Origin of the sequence: Streptomyces fagopyri (genome assembly GCF_009498275.1) — a bacterium.
GTDB lineage: Bacteria > Actinomycetota > Actinomycetes > Streptomycetales > Streptomycetaceae > Streptomyces > Streptomyces fagopyri.
Map to the genome: position 1 here is coordinate 1 of NZ_CP045643.1, position 22,152 is coordinate 22,152.

A 22,152-nucleotide genomic window follows, 5' to 3' on the forward strand; every position below is an offset into this window, starting at 1 on the left:
CCCCCTACGGACGCCACCTCCCCCTCGACCTCGTCCTCACCCCCACCCCACAACCCCACACCTGGCAACTCACCCCCAACCCCCACCACCCCATCCTCTTCGACCACACCACCGACCACATCCCCGGCATGGTCCTCCTCGAAGCCGCCCGCCAAGCCACCCACACCCACACCCACCCCACCCCCACCCACCTCACCACCCTCCACGCCACCTTCCACCGCTACACCGAACACCACACCCCCACCTACATCACCACCACCCACACCCCCACCACAGCCGACACCACCACCGGGACCGGGACCGCAGCCGACACCACCACCGACACCAGGACCGCAGCCGACACCACCGGGACCACCACCAGGACCGGCACCGACAACGGGACCGAACCAGACACCGACAACGGAACCGCAGCCGACACCACAACCGGGACCAACACCGGCACCCACACCACCCACATCACCGCCACCCAAAACAACACCACCGTCTTCACCGCCCACATCACCACCACACCCCACTAACCACACCCCCAGCCACACCAACCACCGGCCCGACACTCGGCCAACCGCCCCCAAGCCAACCGCCCCAGCAACCGGCCCCAATCCCCACCACCCCACCACCAAGACCCCACCCACGCCGGCTACCGTCCGCCCAAAGATGCGACCCCAAGCCGCCCCACCACATCACCCGCCCTGACCAACACATGGACTCGCTGGACCGTCCCGGGTCCCACAGCCAAGATGCGAGCATGTCCTTTCCTGAGCCCACACCCGACCCCGGAACCGACACCCTCCATCGGTACGTGATCGCCACTCCCAGCGCGGAGACCGGCCGCTATCTGGACCTGCTCCACGGAAACTTCCGCAGGCTGCCCGCCGAGGAACGCACGCGGTTCCTTCAGGCCCTCGGTCTCGACTCACGGAGCGTCACTGACGCGGAACTCGAATTCATGCTCCAGCCCAACTGGCGCTCCCGCATCACCGCGGCATGGATGATCGGACTTGACCGCCGGGAGCAGTTCCGCGAACCCATCGGTGAACTCCTGCTCGCCAGCGAACTCACCTACGCAGGTCAGGGGTACTGCATCGCGCTCGCACTGCTAGGCACCCCTGCAGACGCGGCCCTGCTCAGCGCCTATCTGGACCGCTACCTCCGCCGACCGGAGTGCCGATACGACCAAGAATGGGCGCTGGGCGCTCTCCTCCACCTCGACCACGCCCTCGACACCGAACACGCCGCTGGGTTCCTGAAGCCGGAAGGGCTTTGGGACCGATGGGTCAACGACCGGAACCAATCCCCCACGAAGCTGGGGCAGTACATCGACGAGATGTGTGCCCTCGCTCACGAGTACGCGCAGCCGAGGCGAAGTGGCCCGCTGTAGTTCCCCCTGCCGAAGACGGGTTTCCGGACCCGCCGTTTCGGGGGCGTCGGACACCGCGTGCGGTCGGACAGCATCGGCGGGTCCTTCGCCAGGGGGCCCGCCGACCAGCTCTTCCACGTGTGAAAGCATCAGGAATCCTCACCAAGACGCCCATTACGAACTCCTCACCCAAGGGGGGTTCATGCATGGGTAAAGATCCGTACAACCAACCGCGCTCATCGTGAGTCGTGATCACCGCGGGCCAGAACTCCCGTTCCGATCACAACCAGAGGGCCGAATGAACGCAACTCGACGATGCACGTCCACGGCGTCCGCAACCGCCGTCGTGCTCGCCACCGCCGGCGGTCTGCTCACCGTCGCCGCCGTCCCCGCGTCCGCCGCGACGACCTGCACCTCGCCGGTGTACAAACGGCAGTTCTTCGCGAACACCGCCTTCTCGGGCACCCCGAAGCGCACCGACTGCGACAGCGCGGTCGACGAGAAGTGGGGTGCCAACGCCCCCGCCTCCGGCCTGCCGACGAACAACTTCGCGGTCCGCTGGAGCGTCACCCGCGACTTCGGCTCCGGGGGCCCCTTCGCCCTCTCGGTCGCCGTCCAGGACGGCATCCGGGTCTACGTCGACAACTCCCGCAAGGTCGACCTGTGGAAGAACGGCTCGACGACGACGAAGAAGACCGTCAACGTCACGATCCCGACAGGCCGGCACACCCTGCGCGTGGACTACGTCAACTGGACGGGCTCGGCGAACGTCCAGTTCGGCTACACACCGAACACTTCGGCGACCGCCGACAAGGTCAAGCCGCTCACACCGACGGGCGCGTCGGCGTCGTACGACAAGACCACGGGCAAGGCGAAGCTCGGCTGGGCGAAGAACAACGAGATGGACCTCGCCGGCTACCGCGTCTATCGCCGTCTGAAGGGCGCGGCCTTCGGCAGCACTCCTCTGGCCACCACCACTTCCACCTCGTACACCGACACCCCGCCGGCCAGCGGCGAGGTGTACTACTACGAGGTCCGGGCCTACGACAGGGCGGGCAACGCCTCCGCTGGCTCCACCGACCAGGCTGTGGTGAGCGCCGACCGCACCGCACCCGCCGTCCCCACCGGACTGAGCGCGACCGGCGAGTCCACCGGTCTGCGGGTCGGATGGAGCGCGGTCGAGGGAGCGGCGTCGTACCGGGTCTACCGGGCGGCGACCGCTCAGGGGACCTACACCCTGGTCGGCAGTACGGGCAAAGTGTCGTACGTGGACACCTCGGCAGCCCAGGACGTGAGTTACTCCTACCGCGTAACCGCCCTCGACGCGGCGGGCAACGAGTCCGCGCGGTCCGTCCCCCTCAGCGGCACGCGCAGGGACCTCACGCCGCCTTCCGCCGTCACCGGCGTCACCGTCGTCCCGACCGAATACGGTTTCGCGGTGAGCTGGGACGCGAACCCCACCCCGGACCTGGCGCGCTACGTGGTCCGCCGCGGTGAACTCTGGGGAGACGACGACGAGAAGGTGTGCTCCCTCTACCCGGGCTACTACGTGTCGGCCGACACCACCTCGTACGCCTACACCACCGTCCCCGACGGCGACGAGAGTTGCTTCATCGTCGACGCCATCGACGATGCCGGGAACTCCGCCTTCCAGTGGACCGGCGAGGCACAGATCGTGACCGCGACGGAGCTCGACATGACACCGAGCGTGGCGACGCCCGAAGGCTCGCCCCTGCGCCTGGAGGTCTCCGCCGCAGCGGGCACCGAAGGAAACCGTCTGACGTGGTCCGGACTCGGTGCGAGCGAGGAAGGCCCGTCCGCGCCCGCGCTGGGCTTCCGCATCTACCGATGGAACCCGGCCACCGCCGACTACGAGAAGATCGACGAGGCCCCCGCCGGGGCCTTCGAGTACTTCGACACCGGCGCCCGGCGCGGCACGACCAGCTACTACTGGGTGACCGGTGTGATGTCCGACGGCACCGAAACCCTGCCCGCCGGTGACATGGCGGTCACCGCGCCCACGGCGTGACCTGACCCGACGGCCACGCCCGATCAGGGGCTCCCCCCGCATCCGAGCCACACATGACCGACTCGGAGACTTCTGCCCACCCGGTCGGTCTCAACGATCGAGGCCACCACTGTCGCCGCGCCCGCACCGGAGCCCGCCGGGTCCACAGTTCCCGGCGGGCTCCGGAACAGTCGTCGTCGGTCGCCACACACCGTGTCCGAGCAACAGACGTCGACCGGCCCCGGTGAAACGAGCGACGCCGCGGAACTCAACTCCGTGGTGACGCCTCCCCCCAGCACGCGAACACACGCGGCAGGCAGTACGTCTCGGTGTCCGCAAGGCCCCGCACTCCGCGAGCGCCATCGCGGACTGCGAGGGCGTTCGAGACGCCAAAGGGACTCGTCGGTCCGCTGACACGGCGGCGTAGGGTCAACGCGCGACGGGCAGGCCCGGGTAGAGGTTCGTGAGGTCGCCGGAGAGTGCGGAGCGTACGGTACGGCTCTTGTCGTCGGCCACCACTTCGAGCGCGCGGTCCTGGATGCCGTCGAGCGCGAGCCCGGCCACCCACGCGGGGTCGACCTTGTCGGAGCCGTCCACGTAATCCGCCATGTCGGTGTCCATGTAGCCCACGTGCAGGGCGATGACGTCGATCCCGGACGGTGCCAGCTCCTGACGTGTCACGTTGGTCATGGCCAGCTCGGCGGCTTTCGCCGCGCTGTAGCCGCCGTAGTTCGGGTAGTGCGCCCAGCTGAGCACGGAAAGCATATTGAGGATGGCTCCGCCGCCGTTCGCCGTGATCACCGGGGCGAAGGCCCTGGTGACATTGAGGGACCCGAAGAAGTGCGTTTCCATTTCGAGGCGGATGTCACCCATGTCGCCACTGGCGAGCCCGACGTGCGTGCTGATGCCGGCGTTGTTGATGAGCAGCGTCGCGTCCCCGGCCACCTCGGCCGCCCGTGCCACGGACTCGGGGTCCGTGATGTCCATCGCGAGCGGCACGGCCCCGGGCAGGTCGACCGACGACGGGTTGCGCGCGCCCGCGTAGACCTTGGCGGCGCCGCGCTCGAGCAGTTGGGACGCGAAGTGCCGCCCCAGACCACGGTTGGCACCCGTCACGACCGCCACCGAATTCCTGATGTCCATGATTTCCTCATCCCTGAACGGCTGAATAGGTACACAGGCGGCTGGGTGCGGAGAAGCAACTCAGGAGCAGCTGACTCGCATGACGCACGGCACGCCACGAGCACGCGGAAGGTTCGCGACCACGAAGAGGTCTGCCCGATCGCCCGCGCTCCGGAGATCGTCGGGGAGCGCTGGACCATGATGGTCCTCCGCTAGGCGGCGCTACACAGCGTGACACGCTTCGCGGCTTCCGTGACAACCTCAACCTCGGCGTCGCTCCGGACGTCCTCACGTTGCGCCTGACCACCCTCGTGGAGGGGGCGTCACGAAGAAGCGGCCCTACGGGGAGCCCGGTGCGCGCACACGTTTCAGTTACCGTCCGGAGCCGGCGGGTGACCAACCGCGCCTGCCGCCGGCCGCCCTCCAACAGCGGGGCGACGAGAACAGGCCGCCCTCGACCGGTCCCAGCGGTCCCGGCATCCTGCGACGTTCCGCTGAAGGCGACCGTTTGCCCGTGCGTGTGGCCTGCGTCGACGACACTGACACCGTCATCCCAGCAGGCAGGGTGAGCTTCCCGGCGACGGCTGCCCACTCTGCGCACACGCCAGAGGAAACAAGGTCGGCGCGCCCAAGACCTGATCATCCAGCCTCGGGTGGTCGCGCTCAGAGCCCTGAGGGAGACGGCCCGGTCCACCCCTCCAACCTACGATGACCGACGTCGTGGTGCTCGCGGGGCACTTCGGGGAGCAGGCCGGGTCCGGGCTCCTGGGCTGGTGGAGCTCGGGTGTCGTGGAGGTTGGTGATGTCCCGCCCGCTGTGAGGTGAGCGATCAGCTTCGGGCTGGTGACTTCTCCAGCCCGACCGCGGGAACAACGGGACGCTGCGACACGGCCCGCCACAAAACGACGGCGCAACGCCCGCGGTCCGGCTCACCGCGAGGAGGGACTGCGCAGGCGCACCCCCTGACCCCCACCCTGCGCGGGGCGCACCGCCCCCGAGGAGCGGTGCGCGACGACGGCCCCGCGGAGACCACCGGAGCCACCGGAGCCACCGGAGCCACCGGCCGATGTGCTCATCAATCGATGGGGTCACGAGCCGGTGCGCTCAGGTGCGACGGCCGCCACCGGTACCACCACAGCCTCCCGTCACGCGACCGCTCCGGCACCGACGACCGCCGCGTGGCTCCTCCACGACGACCCACCCTCCCCGAGGACCGCATCTCACCCACCCGGCTCCGGAGCCCCTCCGGGATGGCATATAGTTGCGCGACACATGCAACTGGTTGGTGACGTCAAGAGAGGTACACACGTGGGCAATCCGCCCCCGGAGGGGGATCACAGCACGTCACCTGGAGAGTCCGAGGGCCCTGAGTCCATCCGGCAACTCTCCGAGGGCGTCGACCGCCTCATGCGGATGTTCATCCGCACCCGCGCGCAGCTACTGGACCGGGCTCGCGACGACATCGACTGGTCGGTCCAGATCTTGATGAGCGTGCTGGTGAAACACGGGCCCATGCGCGTCAAGAAGCTGGCGGAGTTGGTCGACTCCGACCCCTCCACCGTGAGCCGTCATGTGGCGCAACTCGTACGTGACGGCTTCCTCGAAAAACGCTCGGACGCCGATGACGGCCGCGCCTGCCAGCTGGTGGCCACCGACAAGGCCCGGCGCTCCGTCGCCGACCGGACACGGTCGCGCGACGCGCACTTCGAGGAAATGCTCCACGCATGGGACAACCATGATCGCGAGAAGCTGGCCGCACTGCTGGTGCGCTTCATCGACGACTTCGAAACGTACAAAACCGCGCTCGCGGCCCAGGACTGGAAGGGCTTCCGTCCGCCGGTGAGCCAGGAGGAGACCACCGCATGAGTTCCACCAGTGCCGCGTCCGCCGAGATCGGCCCGGCCGGTACGGGGGAAGCGCCGAGAACCGGCTACACCCACCAGCAGATCATGGTGATCCTGTCCGGACTTCTGCTCGGGATGTTCCTGGCGGCTCTGGACCAGACCGTCGTCTCGACCGCGATCTACAAGATCGGTGAAAGCCTCAACGGGCTGACCGCGCAGGCATGGGTGACCACCGCGTTCCTCATCACCTCGACGATCGCCACCCCGATGTACGGCAAACTGTCCGACCAGTACGGACGCAAACCCTTCTTCCTCTTCGCCATCGCGGTGTTCATCACCGGCTCGGCGCTCTGCACACTCTCCACCTCGATGTACATGCTGGCCGCGTTCCGCGCCTTCCAGGGCATAGGCGCCGGCGGCCTGTTCTCCCTCGCCTTCGCGATCATCGGCGACATCATCCCGCCGCGCGAACGGGCGAAGTACCAGGGCTACTTCATGGCCGTCTTCGGCACGTCCAGCGTGCTCGGCCCGGTCGTCGGCGGCGCGCTGGCCGGTCAGAACACGCTGCTCGGCATCGACGGCTGGCGCTGGATCTTCCTCATCAACGTCCCGATCGGCATCGTGGCGCTGATCGTGGTGGCCAAGGTCCTCCACCTGGAGCACAATCGGCGCGAGCACCGCATCGACTTCGCGGGCGCGATCTCGCTCATGGTCGCGCTCGTACCCCTGCTGATCGTCGCGGAACAGGGCAGGACGTGGGGCTGGGGTTCCACCTCCTCGCTCGTCTGCTACGTCATCGGTGCCCTCGGCATCGTCAGCTTCCTGTTCGCCGAGCACCGCGCCGGAGATGACGCGCTGCTGCCGATGCGGCTCTTCCGTAACGGTGTGTTCGCCGTCGGGGCCGCCCAGTCGACGATCATCGGTATCGGTATGTTCGGCGGGATCACCCTGCTGCCGCTCTACCTCCAGCTCGTCAAGGGCAACTCCCCGACCAAGGCGGGTCTGCTGACCCTCCCGCTGGTGCTGGGCATCATGGCGCTGTCCGTCGTCGCGGGCCAGATCACCTCTCGCACCGGCCGGTACAAGATCTTCCCGATCATCGGCGGCGGACTGCTCGTCATCGGCATGCTCATGCTCTGGCGGCTGACGGCCGACAGCGGCCTCCTCTACGCCGACATCTCGATGTTCGTGGTCGGCGCCGGTCTGGGTCTGAACATGCAGACCATCGTGCTGGCCATGCAGAACGCCGTACCGCCGCGCGACATCGGCGTCGCCACCTCGTCGACCACGTTCTTCCGGCAGATGGGCGGCACGGCGGGTGTCGCCGTGTTCCTGTCGATCGTCTACTCCGTGGTGGGCGACAAGATCAGCGACGCCTTCTCCGACGCACGCGGCACAGCCGCCTTCCAGGCCGCGGCCCAGGCCCACCCCGACCAGCTCAAGACGCTGACATCCGCGTCCTCCGGTTCCGTCGGCACGCTCAACGACACGTCGTTCCTCAGCCACCTCGACCCCGTCCTCGCCCACCCCTTCAAGGTCGGCTTCACGAACGCGGTCACGGTGGCGTTCCTGGTCGGCGCAGTGGTGCTGGTGGTCGCCTTCGTGCTGGCCTTCTTCATCAAGGAGGTGCCGCTGCGCACCACGGCCGCGGCCTTCACCAAGGACCCGGCCGAGAGCGAGGCGAAGTAGGAAGACCGCATGCAGACCGAACGCCGTGGGAGGACCGCCATACCTTCCCACGGCGTTCAGCGCTCTCTCCGGGACCCACTCACCTTCCGACGCCATCCCCGCGTAGCAGGTACCGGCTCCAGGCCGCACCACCCGGCATTGGTCTCGCTGTCACGTGGTGTGGTGCGGTCCGACGCGCGAGCGCCCTGATCACCGGTGGCTGAAGTCCGGCGGCCGTTTGTCGATGAAGGCCTCCATCCCTTCCTTCTGGTCGGCGGTCGCGAACACGGCGTGGAACAGACGGCGTTCGAAGCGCACACCTTCGGCGAGCGTGGTCTCGAAGGCCCGGCCGACGGCGTCCTTGGCCATCATCGCCACCGGCAGCGACATGCCTCCGACGGTCTCCGCGACGGCGAGGACCTCCCCCAGCAGTTCCTGGGCCGGCACGACGCAGGAGACGAGTCCGGCGCGCTCGGCCTCGGTCGCGTCCCTCGTGCGCCCGGTCAGGCACAGCTCCATGGCCTTGGCCTTGCCGACCGCCCGGGTGAGTCGCTGTGAGCCGCCGATGCCGGGGATCACGTCGAGCTTGATCTCCGGCTGGCCGAAGACGGCGGTGTCGGCGGCGAGCAGGATGTCGCAGAGCATCGCCGGCTCGCAGCCCCCTCCCAGGGCGTACCCGGCGACGGCCGCGATGGTGGGGGTACGCAGCTGTGCGAGTCGGTCCCAGGCGGTGAACCAGTCGCTGAGGTACATGTCCATGTACTGCTGCGGCTGCATCCTGTACCTCGCCCGTAGGGGTCGTAGACGTCTGCGTACGTTCCCGATGTTCCGGGGGTGTGCTTGCCGCCGATGAAGTGGTTCAACTCGCGTACCGGGGCGTGGTCGTGTTCACGGACCATGAGTGCCTGCTCTCGTCAGGTGGGATCCGGGGATGGCGCGTCGCTCATCGGCACGCACGGGCAGCGCCCTGTACGCGCGAGAGAACGCGGGACGACGTATGACGCGAAGAGACGTTCAGAAAGCTCTGATCGCGTACGCCAGCACGGAAGCGGCTCGACGCCTGGTGCGCGACGCCGGCACAACAGGCATCGGTACGGACACCGTGTCCGTTGCGCGTGCGGGAAGTTCAGCACGCGAAGACGGTCCGGGCCTGCGGGTCGGGTCATGGGCGCACACTGGTGCCCTGCGTGTCTGCTCCATCCTCGTGGAAAACACGGAACAAACCGCGGCCGGTATCCTGACTCCCGGATCAACGCGTGCCGTCCACCTTCCCGGCATCCTGCTCTTCGGTGGCGTCCTGCTCGACGACGTACTCCCCGGTCACAGTGGCGGGACCGTGCCGGATTCACACCGGCTTCCCTGCACCGCGGGTCTTGCCCACGAGGACATGGTTGGACGCCCTAGTAAATCCACTACGACACGCGGCTGATTTGGCGAACGTGGTCAGTGGGACTCGGATTCGGCGCGCTTCGACGCGGTGAACCGCACAGGTGCTTGGAAGCGAGCGCGTCGGGCGGCACGTCGGAATGTGGTGAGCACGGCTGGGCCGGCCAGCAGGATGCACACGAAGTTGGTGACCGCGCGTCCGGTGTCCCAGCCCAGTGAGGTGGCGAGGTCGAAGGCGATGTAGCGGTGCCATTGCTCGGTGAAGGGCAGGCCGGGGAGGTAGGCGATGGAGCTGTTCGGGTCGAGGGAGAACGGCCAGAACGACAGGTTGAGCAGGAACCCGAAGAGATAGCCGGAGACCGATCCGTAGACGGCCAGCAGGAGCACCTCCCGCCGACCGGACGCCCTGGGCAGGAATCCGGCGAGCATGCCCACGAAGGCACAGCCGAACATCTGGTACGGCATCCACGGCCCGACCCCGCCGGTGATGAGCGCGGAGGCGAACAGGGAGGTGCAGCCGAGGGTGAACCCGAAGCCGGGCCCATAGACACGGCCGGCCAGGACCAGCACGAAGAAGACCGTCTCGATGCCGGCGGTTCCGGCGCCCAGTGGCCGCAGGGCCGCGTTGACGGCCGACAGCACCCCGAGCATGGCCAGTGCTTTGGAGTTGATGCCGCCCTCGGCGATCTCGGAGAGCACCACGCACAGCACGAGCACCAGCAGCACGCCGAAGATCAGCGGAGGAGCGTAGTTGGAGCCGAACTTTCCCGGCGCCACGACGAACGGCCAGAAGAACGCGACCGCCCCGAGGAACGCGGCCAGGGCGATGACGACGCCGGCCCGTGGGGTGAGACGGATGGCGGAGGCGAACGGGGAGGTCATGCTCCCGCCTTCGTGTCGTCGGTGTCGTCGAGCGCCGCGGTGAACTGCTCGACCGTCAGATAGGGCAGCGGTGAGAGGATCTTCGCTGTTTGCGGGGCGAAGACCGGGGAGGCGACGATGACTTCCGCGGTCGGCCCGTCGGCCACGATGTCCCCCTCGGCCATGACCACGACCCGGTCCGCGGCGCGGGCGGCGAACTCGACGTCGTGGGTGGAGATCACGACGGCCCGCCCCTCGGACGCCAGCGCGTTCACGATGCCGATGAGCTGGGTCTTCGCGCGGTAGTCGAGTCCACGGGTCGGCTCGTCCAGGAGGAGGACCCGGGGAGCGGCGGAGAGCTGGATGGCCAGGACCAGGGCGAGTTTCTGTCCCTCGGACAGGTCCCGCGGGTGGGTGTGGTCGTCGAGGCCCGGTACCAGCCGGTCCAGGATCGCCCGGGCCCTCTCCCCCGCGCCGACCGCGCTGGTGTCCGACTCGTACCTGCGCGACTCCGAGTCCGCTTGGTCCAGCTCCTGCTTGACACTTTCCAGATAGAGCAGGTCGGCCGGTGTCTGGGGTACCAGGCCGATGATGCGGCGTGCCTCGGCGGCGGAGACGGTGTGCGGATCTCTCGTGGCTCCGTCTCCGGTGTCCGCCGTCACGCTTCCCGCCCGGCGGGGCCCTGAGCCTTGGAGGGCCCACAGCAGCGAGGACTTGCCGGATCCGTTGCGGCCCATGAGGGCTGTGACCTCCCCGCTACGCAGATCGAGGTCGACCTCCCGGACGGCGGGAACGCCGTGATAGCTCACCGTCACTCCGCGCGCCGTGAGTGCTGGGGACCCCTCGGCGGCGCGGCGCGGCCGCGCGGGAACGGGGGTGCGGCCGGCCAGCCGGGTGCGCAGCGGGGCGGCGGCCCGGCGGGCGTCGCGGATCGACAGGGGCAGCGGGGACCAGCCTGCCGCACGTCCCAGTTCGACGATCGGGGGCGCGATCGAGGAGTTGCGCAGGATGTCGGCGGGCAGCCCGCCCACCACCCGGCCCTCGCCCGGCAGGTGGACGATGCGGTCGGCGTACTGGACGACGCGCTCGAGGCGGTGTTCGGCCATGAGGACGGTGACGCCGAGGTCGTGCACGAGGCGGGTGACGGCGGCCAGGACCTCTTCCGCGGCGGTGGGGTCCAGGGCGGAGGTGGGTTCGTCGAGGACGAGGACGCGGGGGTGGGCGGTGAGGACCGAGCCGATGGCGACGCGCTGCTGCTGTCCGCCGGAGAGTTCGTGCAGGGCCCGGTGTCGCAGGTCGGCGAGGCCGAGCAGGTCGAGGGTCTCCTCGACACGCTTGCGCATGGTGGCGGCCGGGATCGCCAGCTGCTCCATGGCGTAGGCGAGTTCTTCCTCCACGATGTCGGTGACGAAGCCGTCGAGCGGATCCTGGCCGACCACGCCCACGACGTCGGCGAGCTCGCGCGGCGGATGGTGGGCGGTGTCGCGGCCGTCCACGGTGACGCGTCCGTAGAGGGTGCCGCCGGTGAAATGCGGGACGAGTCCGTTCACGGCGCCGAGGAGGGTGGACTTGCCGACGCCGGTGTGGCCGACGACGAGGCAGAGTTCGCCCTCCTCCACCGTGAGGTCGACCTCGCGCAGGGCGGGTTCGGTCGCGTCGTCGTAGTGGACGGTGACCTGGTCGAAAGTGATCACGTCGCGTCGGCTTTCTGGGTGTGCCGCTGTTCGGGGCGTGGACCGGTTGCGGCGGCGGGCGGCGGGGAGAGGAATCCCGCCGTGCCCGCGAGCAGGATCGCGACGGTCGGCACCCACGGCAGGGACGGCCACGTCAACGGGTAGATGGAGGGGTTGAGTTCGGCCGCGTCGTACCCGAGGTTGCTGAACAGCAGCGCCGCCGAAAGCACGCCGCTGCCCGCGACCGCCCACTCCGGCAGTCGCCACGGGTCGGGACGGTAGGTGGTGCGGGTGACCCTGCGGCCCCCGATGCGCAGGCCCCCAACGCACAACACGGCGCCCGACGCCATGGCGGGCAGGCCGAGGAACCACGGCGCGGTCGCGTCGAGAAGGCCGTAGGCGCCGGCACACAGTCCGCACATGCCGAGCAGCATGAGTGCTCCGGTGAGGCGGCGGGAGCGGTGCGTGGCGCTGCCCGCTCTGCCGTATCCGCGCGAGTCCATGGCGGCGGCCAGGCGCAGGGAGCGTTCGAGGGCGTCCTCCAGGACGGGTACCACGATGCCGCGCAGCGCCGCGAAACCTCTGTTGCGCCCGGCGCGGAGCCTGCGGGCCCGGGAGACGCGCTGCACGCTCTGGACGAGTTGGGGTGCCACGCTGACCGCGACGGTCACGGCGACGCCGAGTTCGTACAGGGCGCCGGGCAGAACGCGCAGTGCCCGCTTGGGGTTGGCCAGGGTGTTGGCGGCGCCGATACAGCACAGCATGCAGGCCAGGCGCAGTCCGTCGGCAGCGGCGGACAGCACGGCTTCCAGGGAGACCGGGCCGCCGATCTGAATGCCCGCGTACCAGTCCGGGGTGCGGATGTGGGGCAGCGAGAAGAGGAAGTGGTCGCGGGGGGTGATGCCGGTGGCGAAGACGGCCCGGAAGACGACCCGGATCGCGACGACCGTGAGCGCCATGTACAGGTAGTACTTGAAGCCTCGGGCCCAAGGCGCTTCGGTGCGGCGGGCGGTGACGACGTAGCCGAGCACGGCCAGGACGAGGAACAGCAGCAGCGGGTTGGCGGTGCGGCTGACGGCCGTTGCCAGCGCGAGCGCCCAGATCCACCAGGCGAGCGGGTGCAGGGTGCGGGGCAGGCGGCGGCCGCCCGTGTCCGGTGCGGGACCGGACACGGGCGGGGTCGCCTTCACGGTGGTGCGTTCCACGGCGGTCACTCGGTGCGGCGGCGCCGGCGCGCGACGAACACCGCCGCTCCGCCGACGACCACCACGAGGGACAGACCCGCGGCCACCGGCAGCAGGGAACCGGTGTCGTGTGCCACGTCCGCGGCGGGCGCGGCGTTGACGATCCGGGTGTGCGCGCTCGCCGTGGCGGACGGTACGGCCGCGCCGGAGGCGCTCGGCGAGCTGCCCGGACTCACGCTCGCACTCGGTGACGCGGCCTTGCTGGGCTTGGTGGACGGTTTCTTCGGCGTGTGCTTCGGATCCGGCTTGGCCTTGGCCGTTTTGGTGGGCTCGGGCTTCGGCTGCCCTTCGGGCGCGGGACCGGTGTCGACGCCCGGCGGCACGGCGGGAGCCTTGGCCGTGGAGGCGGGCTTCCCGGCGTCGCCCTGCGGACGGGTGTTCCGGGCGCGCAGCTGATCGGGGGTGATTTTCGGCCGACCCTCGGTGCCCTCGACGTTGGTGCCGCCGAAGATCCACAGGTCGACGCTGCCGGGCTTCGGCTTGTAGAGCATCGCTCCGAGCTGGCTGTACTGCCAGTCGCGGGATCCGGGGTCGGCGTGCCAGTACGACCAGTACGCGGAGGCGGGCGGGGTCAGAACACAGCTGTCCTCGCCCGCCGTCGGGTACTGCTTTCCCCCCTTGTATCCGCTGTAGCCGATGCGGCAGATGAAGGCCGGGCCGTCGTGCCCGGTGCCGGTGGTGCGCCAGCCGCCCTGGTTGAGCAGCTCGTACCCGGTCGTCGGCGTCGTGCCGCAGGAGCGCAGGATGGGACCGCCCCAGTGGCTGAAGTCGACAGCCAGGACCGTTCCCGACGAGGCGGTGCAGCGGCCCATGGGCTGCGGGTCCGCGGCGGCCGGGGCGCCGGTCGCACCGAGGGCGGCGACGGCGAGCCCCAGCGCGGCCGCTGCGCGGGCCACCGTACGGGCAATGGACGACGAGATCACGGGCGACCTCCCATGTCGGCACGGCGGCGGGCGGCGACGACGGTGCGCCAGCCGGCGAGAACGAGGATCAGGGCGATGCCGGCCAGCGCGCTGACCTGGGCACCGGTGGAGGCGAGCACGCCGCCCCCCGTGCCCCCGGTGCCACCGGCGGAGCCGGCCGTGTCCCCCGGGGTGATGATCTCCGGGAGGCTGCCGCTGGGACTTGGGGTGGGCTGCGCGGACGTGCCGCTGAGGTCGCGTACCAGGACACCGAAGGAGATGCCCGTCGCACCGCCGACGGCTTGGGTGGAGGCCCGCAGGTCGGATCCGCGCTGGCCGTCCTTGGCCACGTTGAAGCCGCCGTCGGCGTTCTGCTGTCCGGCGAGGAACTTGCGCGCCTCGGTGATCTCGGCACGGTAGGACTCGGCATCCAGGGACAGTCCCTGCACCGCGAGCGCGGCCGAGTTCACCGAGTCGCCCGCGGCGCCGGGGAAGCCTCCGCCGGCCAGCTGCTTCGAGGCGATCCAGTCGAGGGCCTTGTCCACGGCCTTGTCCGCCGTGTCTCCGCCGACCAGGTCCAGGGTCATGGCGGCCATGACGGTGGAGTCCACGTCGAAGTCGTTCGTGGACGGGATCAGGCTCGGCCAGGCGCCGTTGTCGTGCTGAAGGCTCTCCAGGTAGGCGATCGGTTCCTCGGCTGCCGTCTTCTCGCCGGCGCGGAGCTGCGCCATCACGGCGAGGGACTGGGAGAACACCGAAGGGGCGTAGGTGTAGGCGCCCTTGGCGGCACAGGAACGGTCGGGCGCGGTGCTCGGCTTCGTGCAGACGGCCCTGTCCAAGGCGTCGATGAGGTCCTGTCCGCCGAAGTCGCGCGGGTCACGGCCCACCGCCTCGGCGAGGAGAGCGGTCTTCCCGATGGATCCGCCCGCCGCGTAGGGGGTGCCGCTGCCGGTCCAGTCCTGCACCGTGCGGCCCTCGCCGTCCTTGCCGCCCTTGTCGAGGAAGTCGACGATGCCGCGCAGCTTGGCGTTGTTCAGGCCGGTGGCGGCGAGCGCGTAGGCACCGTCGATGGTCAGCCCGAAGTCCGCGCGGGAGGAGCCGGTTCCGGTGGTGTAGTACTGGCCCTGCCGGAGGTTGGCGGCGCTGGTGAGGTAGGCGACGCCCTTCTTCAGGTCGGGGCCGTCACCTGGCGCCGGGCCGGTGGGCTGCTGGGAGGTGGGGGGTTCGCTGGTGGGCGGCTCGGTGGGGTCGCTGCTCTTGGTGGTGAGGGTGACCAGGCTGGTGCCCGCCCCGGCGAGGACCGCAGGCGGGGTCGGGTAGAGGGCGGGGTCGGTGGCTCCCTCCTCGAACCCGAAACCACCGCCGACGAGTTGCTGCCGCGACAGCCAGCCGACCGCCGAGTCGGCGCGGCCGGTGTCACCGAGGGCCCGCAGTGCCTGGGCGGCGTAGGCGGTCGCGGCGACGCTGCCGGTGGTGGCGCCGGTGTAGCCGGGGAACGAGCCGTCCTCGCGCTGGGCCTTCTTCAGGTATACGCGGGCTTCGGCGACTTCGTCATCGTGACCACCGGCCTTCTGCAGGACGAGCGCCACGAGACCGGTGGTGGCCGGGTCTCCGTCGCAGTACTCGCCGGGCCGGATGAGGATGCTGGTGACGCCGCCGTCCTTGCACTGGACCTGGGTGAGGCGTTCGACGGTGTCGGCCGGGGGCGTCACGCCGGCGCGCAGCAGGGCCAGAACGGACAGGGCCTGGCCGTCGGCATAGGTCGCGTTGCGGAAGTCTCCCTTTGCGGTGCAGCCCGGGGTGGCTTCACCGGATTCGGGGCCCGCGGCGCAGACGTTCTTCTTCAGGTCGCCGATCAGGTCGTGGCCGCCGAAGCCGGTCGGGTCCTGGCCGGTGATCTCGGCGAGGAGGGCGAGTCGGGCGGCGGCGGTGGCGTCGGGGGCCTCGTCCTTGCCCGCGAGGTAGGCGTAATCATCGGTGTGGGCGGCGAGGAACGCCGCGATCTTGCTGACGGTTGCGTCTTTCCTGTCGGCGGCGGCCAGGGCGTACGCCGTCTCCGTGGTGAGCAGGTGGTTCGGCGTGTCGGCGCCGTCGTCGACGATGCGCTCACCGTCGACGAGACTGCCCTTCAGCCATGCGCCGGCCGCCGCCAGGTCGACGTCGCCCGGGGCGCCGGTGGGCGTGTTCCCCGGGTCCGGGGTGTCGGTGCCGCCGGCGCGTACGTCGTCCGGAGTGAACGTGGGCTGTCCGGTGCTGCCGCCGATGTCGGTGCCGCCGTACACCCAGGCGTCGACGTCTCCGTCCCCCAGCTTGCGGTCCATCGCGCCGTACTGGCTGTAGGTCCAGTCGTCCTGTCCCGGGGAGGCGGTCCAGTACGACCAGTAGGCGGTGGCCGGTGGGGTGAGGACGCAGTCGTCCTTGTCCGGAGTCGGATACTGGGTGCCGGAGTTGAAGGAACCGGCGCCGATGCGGCAGATGAAGGCCGGGCCGTCGTGCTCGGTCCCGGTCGTATTGAAGCCGCCCTCGTGCAGCAGGTCGTAGCCGGTCGTCGGGGTGGTGTCGCAACCGCGTTCCACCGGTCCGCCGAAGGGACCGAAGTCGACGGCGACGACGGCGCCCTTGGTCGCGGTGCAGTCCCCGAGAGGATCCGCCGCCGCGGGAGACACCATGAGGAAGGTCAACCCGGAGGCCGCGAGCACGAGCAGTGCCGTCGCTGCGGACAGCACGGGTATGCGTCTCTTCCCCGAACGCCGGTCTGTGCGCTTGTCGGTCCCCACCACGGCCCCCGGCCCCTTGTCGTGTGCCGGCAAGGATTCCGAGCGTGGTCAAAGGCTCTCACCGAACACGGTGTCACCGCGGTGAGAGCTGGTCGAACCACGCCGTAGTCCTCGACGGCGTTTGTCCCTGAACATCAGGCTCCAGGTGTTCCGGCTCGCCCGGTCGTTGCCGGGCCTACGGTTGCGGGTCAGCGCCGGCGTTCGACCGGCTTCCCCTGGAGTTGAGTACGTATCAGCCGGAATTGAACACCGAGTCAAAGAGAGCGTCAAGGTGGAGGCACCGGATTGCGCACGGTGCCCGGAGGCTCGGCCCGAGTGTGTCTGGCGGGTGGCGGGCCCGTCGGGTAGCGTCCTGCGCTGCCATGTGGGGGAACCTGGTGCGAATCCGGGGCTGACGCGCAACGGTGTGGGACGGCGAGGGGCCGTTCCGAGCCCGAACACCCATACGGCGAGCTCTTTTTGGAAGCCGATCCACGCGTTTGGACGGCGGCCCGAACCCGCCGCTTCCTCAGTGGTTCACGCGGGGCCGGCCGGCGTCCCTCATCCCAGGAGCAGGCCATGTCCCGTCATGTGAAAATCCGTCGTGCCACGCTCACGACGGCCGCCGCCCTCGGCGCCCTCGTCCTCACCGCTCTTCCCGCGGCGGCGACGTCGACCCCCGCTCAGATCGCCACATCGAAGACGAACGGTGTGACGTATCTCAAGTCGCTCCAGGCCGCGGATGGTTCGTACGCGGGGTCCGGATTGTCCAACGAGTGGGCCTTCAGCGCCTTCGCCAGCGCCGGAACCGCGGCGGTGGATGTGACGCCGGGCGGCGACGCAAGCAAGAACGCGAGAACCGTCTACCGGAACCTGTTGGCGACCTCCGCGTGGCCGTCGGCCACCCCCGTAGTGACCGACTACGAGCGGGCCACCCTGAACGGATACGCGGCAGGCATCGACCCGGCCCGCGTCTCCGCCTCCCGTAACCTGGTCGCCGACATCTACAGCTATTGGCAGACCGCGGAGGCCGGCTACTTCGGTCCGTCCGCCAACTTCAACGGAACCGTCTTCGCGGCCCTGGCCCTCAACGGCGCCAAGACGCAGGCCGGTGGGCAGCGAATCCCCCAGTCCCTGCGCGACTCGATGATCGCCCGGCTGCGCGCCAACCAGCACAACGACGGCGGCTGGAACTACAGCAAGGCCGAAGGCAACGCGACCCAACTCGCCGCAACCAGCGACATCGACATGACCGGCGCCGCGATGGCCGCGCTGTGCGTCTCCGGGGTCCCCAACACGGACACCGACATCGTCCAGGCCAAGACGTTCCTCAAGGGCAAACTGGTCGCGGGCAGCGGCGCGTTCAACTCCATGTTCGGAGTCAACACGGACTCCAACGGCTGGGCCGTCTCGGGACTCAACGCCTGCGGCATCAACCCGCAGACCGGTGACTTCCTCACTTCCATGGGCAAGACACCCGTCGATTTCCTGATTGCCCAGCAGTTCAACCCGGGCGGCGGCTTCAAGTACCTGCCGAGTGACACGACCCCGTCGGCGTACGCGTCGGTCGACGGTCTGCGGGCCGTCGCGGGCGGCGGTTTCACCGCCACCCCGCCGACCCCCGTAACCTCGGGCGCACCGCAGTGGGTCGGCCAGAGCACCTTCACCTCGGGCACGGCGACGAAGCTGGCGCTGACCGTCGACGACGGCGCGGGCGGCCTCAAGGTGTGCTCGGTGTCCCTCACCCCTACCGGCACGACGACGACACTCGGCGCTGTGCTCGACGCCGCGACGAGCGCAGCCACACCCGCGGGCTGCGTCACGGGCGTGACGCCCTCATCCGGCACCGGCACGATCACCACGGTCAACGGCAAGGCCAACAGCGGCTCCAACACCTGGAAGGTCAGCGTCGACGGCTCCTCCTTCGCCGCGGCCACCCGCCAGCAGGTGATCAACGTCGGCGACACGATCGCGGTGCGCTGGGGCGCCTGACCGGTCCGATCGCGTCGGAACCGGCCGGAGGCGCCGACCAGGTGCTTCCGGCCGGCCCGGCCGTGTGGGTGCCATGCCGCACGGGGCGCCAAGCCCTCAATCGGCGCGGGACGCAGCACACGGCGGCGCACCGCCTACAGTCGCCGCATGCGTATCGTCTCCTTGCTGCCCGCCGCGACCGATATCGTCGCCGAACTGGGCCTGCTGGGAGCTCTGGTCGGCCGCACCCACGAATGCGACTGGCCACCGGAGGCGGTGGCGTCCATCCCGGTCGTGACCGGCGCCCGGTTCACCCCCGATGACCTCACCAGCCGCGAGATCTCGGAGGCCGTCGGCGGCTCGGCACACTCCGGATCCTCTCTCTACACGCTCGACACCGGAGCGCTCGCGGCACTGCGCCCCGACGTCCTGCTCACTCAGGACCTGTGTGCCGTGTGCGCCGTCTCCTACGAGAAGGTCAGCAGCGCCGTTCGCCTCCTCGACGCCGACACGCGTGTCCTGAGCCTGGAACCCCGCACCCTCCAGGACGTCCTGCGGTGCCTGGTCACCGTCGGCGACCTCCTCGGCGTCCGCGAGCGGGCCGAACGACACACGGCGGAGCTGTCGGCCCGGCTGGCCACGGTGGCCCGGCTGACCTCGGGCCGGCCGCGCCCCCGCGTCGTCGCCGTCGAATGGCTCGACCCGCTGTGGCCGGCGGGTCACTGGGTGCCGGAGCAGATCACCCATGCCGGCGGCGAACCGCTCCTGGCCTCACCGGGTGAACACACCAAGCCGATGACGTGGGACGACGTCCGGGCAGCGCATCCGGACGTCGTCCTCGTCATGCCCTGCGGGTCCGCACCCGAACGCACGCTGCGCGAATCCGATCTGCTCACCTCGCTGCCCGGATGGAGCGAACTGCCGGCCGTCCGGACCGGCAGGGTGTGGGTCCTGGACGGCCCCGCGTACTTCAACCGCCCCGGACCGCGCGTGGTCCGCGGGGTGGAGGTGCTGGCCCACGTACTGCACGGGGTGCGGGCCGGGGAGCCCGTGACAGCTGCCGAGGCCCGGCCTTTCTAGAGTGCCTTCCAGGTAAAGGCGACCTTGTCGCCGGCCTGAATCTCGAACTGGCAGCCGGCGACTGGGGTGGGAGTGCCGTTGACCGAGATGTTCCAGTACGCCGACGAGCCTCCGCTCACGTTCTTGATGGTGTCGACCGAGTAGTCGTCGAACGACGCGTAGGAGGTCACCAAGGCGCGACGTCCTGTTCGCGAGGTGGGAATGTGGCTCACCCACCTGAGCCAAAGGGCCTGGAGTTGTTGGCCGCGTCGTCTCAGGCGAGGACGTACTGTTCAGCGGCGTCCTGGACGGCGTGGGCGATGGTGCGGAGCTGCTGGACGAACCAGGGCTTGGCCGTTGTGCACGGAGGGCTGTCGTTGGGGAGTCGCCGTGTGAACTCCGCGTGGGCGGTGTCCTGTCGAAGCGTGGTCCCTCTCGACACGTCATGTGGCACTTACGGCTTGACCGACGAGGTGATCGGCGATCCGGCAGGGGCTGCGGAGTCCGGCACCCCCGCGTAGTCGGGCAGCTCGACGCCGTTGATCGCGCGCCCGACCAGCTCCGTGAACCATTCACCGGCGAAATCGGGGCGCGGCTCGGCGTCTGGCCCGGGGAGGTCGCGACTGCGGGCGTTCAACCGGCCGATCTCCTGGTTGGCCTCGACGAACGAGCGCATCCGCGCCTCGTAGCGGGCGAACCCGGCCTCGGGGTCCCATCCGGCAGCCGCCAGCTCTCCGGCCAGCAGGTAGGCACCGACCAGTGCCAGCCCGGTGCCCTGCCCGGACATCGGCGACGAGCTGAACGCCGCGTCCCCGAGCAACCCCACCCGTCCACTCGACCAGCGGTCCATCACCACCTGGGCGATCTGGTCGAGGTAGAAGTCCGGAGTGTCGTCCAGGTGCGCGAGGATGTCCGGGGTCAACCAGCCCAGGCCCGCCATCCGCTCCCGCAGCAGGACCTTCTGGGCCGCGACGTCACGGTGGTCGACGTCGAAGTCAGCCGAGGCGAAGTAGAACATGGCCATCGCCCGGGTAGCGTCCTGGATGGGCCGCAGGAGAGCGGAGCGCCCGGACTCCTGATCCTGGTACTCCAGCAGCCAGCGGTCCAGCCCGAACTCGTTGGGCACACTGTAGAAGGCCAGCGCGTGCCCGAGGTGGCGGAGGAACCGCTCATGCGGCCCGAAGACCATCGCTCGCAGCTCCGAGTGCAGCCCGTCTGCCCCGACCACCAAGTCGAAGCGCCGCCGGTTGCCGCCCGCGAAGACCACGTCGACCCCGTCCGCGTCCTGCGCGAGCTCGGCGATTCGGTCGCCGAAGACGTACTCGACGCCGTCGCGTGTGTCGTCGTAGAGCACCTGGGACAGGTCCCCGCGCAGGATCTCGATGTCCGCGATGAACCCGTCGCCACCGTCGTCGTCGGCACGGAAGGTCTCCAGCACATGCCCGTCCGCGTCCATGGTGTGGGCGCCGGCGGTGTCGGTGCACGCCGCGCGCACCGCCGGGTCCAACCCCATGCGCCCGATGACCTCCCTGGCGACCCCGCGCGCGTCCACCGCCTGCCCGCCGGGCCGCAGCTCGGGAGCCCGCTCCACCACGGTCACCTCGGCCCCCCACCGGCGCAGCCAGTGGGCCAGCGCGGGTCCCGCGATGCTCGCCCCCGCCACCAACACCCTGGGACCGCTCACCCGCGTCCCCTGCCCGCCCGTCCGGATCGCGTGCCCCTGGTCGGAGTCGTCGACGCTCATCACAACCTCCATCTGCATCCTCCCGCGCTGGAACGTCCCCAGCACAGGCCCACCGCTGTCGGTGTATCCAGCCGTATCGACCACGGATCCGCACGGAACTCATCGGTCACGGCAGACATCGATGAGAAACGCCAACTCCGATGAGACTCACATCTACCCAGACTGGTGCAAACCAGGGCTCGCCGGATCTGCGCATAACACAGTGAGACTCTGAAAGGGCCAGTGAGAACGGACACCCGGTGCGGCAGCGGCTCAGAAAGAGCGAGACAGAACAGCAGATGGCCAAGGTTGACTGAGACGCACGGCCGGATGGCTCTGATGGACCGAGATTGGCCCGCCTTCAGCGAGACAGGTCAGGGACCATCCCCGCGCGGGCGGGGTGCAGATCGCGAAGACCCTCACCCCGCTCTACGTCCAGGACCGTTCCCGCGCATGCGGGGATGGCCCGTCGTCACGGAAATGGACCGACAACGACGCAGACTGGCACTCTCCCGACGTGAGGTCTCACCCGACCTCCGGTGACACCTGCGTATCGCTGCCTTCCCTGCGCGAGTGCT

Annotated in this window: 15 protein-coding genes, 2 pseudogenes and 2 riboswitches; of the genes and pseudogenes, 7 read left to right on the plus strand and 10 right to left on the minus strand. The window is 69.6% G+C overall.

What is annotated here, in order from left to right:
- The 3 genes from GFH48_RS00005 to GFH48_RS00015 form a co-directional block, all read left to right on the plus strand.
- Nucleotides 1-518, plus strand: a 518-nt coding sequence (locus GFH48_RS00005) for an AfsA-related hotdog domain-containing protein (protein WP_265590158.1), incomplete at its 5' end; no start/stop codon positions are given.
- Nucleotides 519-745: 227 nt separating this feature from the next.
- Nucleotides 746-1,378, plus strand: a complete 633-nt coding sequence (locus GFH48_RS00010; RefSeq protein WP_153286246.1) for a DUF6000 family protein — start codon at nucleotides 746-748, stop codon at nucleotides 1,376-1,378.
- Nucleotides 1,379-1,655: 277 nt separating this feature from the next.
- Nucleotides 1,656-3,386, plus strand: coding sequence for a PA14 domain-containing protein (locus tag GFH48_RS00015; protein WP_153286247.1), 1,731 nt, complete (start codon nucleotides 1,656-1,658; stop codon nucleotides 3,384-3,386).
- A gap of 408 nt (nucleotides 3,387-3,794) precedes the next feature.
- On the opposite strand, the gene GFH48_RS00020 is transcribed toward GFH48_RS00015, so the two are convergent.
- Nucleotides 3,795-4,508 carry an SDR family oxidoreductase gene (locus tag GFH48_RS00020; RefSeq protein WP_153286248.1) on the minus strand — a complete coding sequence of 238 codons (714 nt, stop codon included), beginning with the start codon at nucleotides 4,506-4,508 and terminating at the stop codon, nucleotides 3,795-3,797.
- Nucleotides 4,509-5,900: 1,392 nt separating this feature from the next.
- On the opposite strand from GFH48_RS00020, the gene GFH48_RS00025 reads away from it, so the two are divergent.
- Together GFH48_RS00025 and GFH48_RS00030 are read left to right on the plus strand one after the other, a co-directional pair.
- Nucleotides 5,901-6,353 (plus strand): MarR family winged helix-turn-helix transcriptional regulator, encoded by a 453-nt coding sequence (locus GFH48_RS00025; RefSeq protein WP_194280434.1) that lies wholly within the window; start codon nucleotides 5,901-5,903, stop codon nucleotides 6,351-6,353.
- Nucleotides 6,350-8,020, plus strand: coding sequence for an MDR family MFS transporter (locus tag GFH48_RS00030; RefSeq protein WP_228120181.1), 1,671 nt, complete (start codon nucleotides 6,350-6,352; stop codon nucleotides 8,018-8,020). Before GFH48_RS00025 ends, GFH48_RS00030 begins: the two co-directional genes overlap by 4 nt.
- Before the next feature lie 189 nt (nucleotides 8,021-8,209).
- Here the strand turns inward: GFH48_RS00030 and GFH48_RS00035 are convergent.
- The 6 genes and pseudogenes from GFH48_RS00035 to GFH48_RS00060 all read right to left on the minus strand — a co-directional run.
- A pseudogene (locus GFH48_RS00035) lies at nucleotides 8,210-8,776 on the minus strand (enoyl-CoA hydratase-related protein); the annotation flags it as partial.
- Nucleotides 8,777-9,209: 433 nt separating this feature from the next.
- Nucleotides 9,210-9,383: riboswitch (cobalamin riboswitch) on the minus strand.
- Nucleotides 9,384-9,442: 59 nt separating this feature from the next.
- A complete protein-coding gene (locus GFH48_RS00040) occupies nucleotides 9,443-10,267 on the minus strand; it encodes an ECF transporter S component (RefSeq protein ID WP_153286251.1) in 825 nt (274 codons plus the stop codon).
- Nucleotides 10,264-11,940, minus strand: a complete 1,677-nt coding sequence (locus GFH48_RS00045) for an ABC transporter ATP-binding protein (RefSeq protein WP_153286252.1) — start codon at nucleotides 11,938-11,940, stop codon at nucleotides 10,264-10,266. The genes GFH48_RS00040 and GFH48_RS00045 overlap by 4 nt, the downstream gene beginning before the upstream one ends.
- Entirely contained in the window at nucleotides 11,937-13,133 is a 1,197-nt protein-coding gene (locus GFH48_RS00050) for an energy-coupling factor transporter transmembrane component T (protein WP_153286253.1), read from the minus strand. Before GFH48_RS00050 ends, GFH48_RS00045 begins: the two co-directional genes overlap by 4 nt.
- A complete protein-coding gene (locus GFH48_RS00055; protein WP_228120184.1) occupies nucleotides 13,130-14,086 on the minus strand; it encodes a hypothetical protein in 957 nt (318 codons plus the stop codon). The genes GFH48_RS00050 and GFH48_RS00055 overlap by 4 nt, the downstream gene beginning before the upstream one ends.
- A complete protein-coding gene (locus GFH48_RS00060; protein ID WP_153292636.1) occupies nucleotides 14,083-16,734 on the minus strand; it encodes a prenyltransferase/squalene oxidase repeat-containing protein in 2,652 nt (883 codons plus the stop codon). Before GFH48_RS00060 ends, GFH48_RS00055 begins: the two co-directional genes overlap by 4 nt.
- Before the next feature lie 433 nt (nucleotides 16,735-17,167).
- Nucleotides 17,168-17,305: riboswitch (cobalamin riboswitch) on the plus strand.
- Nucleotides 17,306-17,400: 95 nt separating this feature from the next.
- Here GFH48_RS00060 and GFH48_RS00065 point away from each other — a divergent pair.
- Nucleotides 17,401-18,813, plus strand: coding sequence for a prenyltransferase/squalene oxidase repeat-containing protein (locus GFH48_RS00065; RefSeq protein ID WP_153286254.1), 1,413 nt, complete (start codon nucleotides 17,401-17,403; stop codon nucleotides 18,811-18,813).
- Nucleotides 18,814-18,960: 147 nt separating this feature from the next.
- Complete coding sequence (locus GFH48_RS00070; RefSeq protein WP_153286255.1) at nucleotides 18,961-19,872, plus strand: cobalamin-binding protein; 912 nt, start codon at nucleotides 18,961-18,963, stop codon at nucleotides 19,870-19,872.
- On the opposite strand, the pseudogene GFH48_RS00075 reads toward GFH48_RS00070, so the two are convergent.
- The 3 genes and pseudogenes from GFH48_RS00075 to GFH48_RS00085 form a co-directional block, all read right to left on the minus strand.
- A pseudogene (locus GFH48_RS00075) lies at nucleotides 19,869-20,039 on the minus strand (DUF4430 domain-containing protein); the annotation flags it as partial. The gene GFH48_RS00070 and the pseudogene GFH48_RS00075 sit on opposite strands and share 4 nt — an antisense overlap.
- Before the next feature lie 86 nt (nucleotides 20,040-20,125).
- Nucleotides 20,126-20,293, minus strand: a complete 168-nt coding sequence (locus tag GFH48_RS00080; RefSeq protein ID WP_153286256.1) for a hypothetical protein — start codon at nucleotides 20,291-20,293, stop codon at nucleotides 20,126-20,128.
- 12 nt (nucleotides 20,294-20,305) lie between these two features.
- Nucleotides 20,306-21,595 (minus strand): FAD-dependent monooxygenase, encoded by a 1,290-nt coding sequence (locus tag GFH48_RS00085; RefSeq protein WP_228120186.1) that lies wholly within the window; start codon nucleotides 21,593-21,595, stop codon nucleotides 20,306-20,308.
- Between the last annotated feature and the right edge of the window lie 557 nt (nucleotides 21,596-22,152).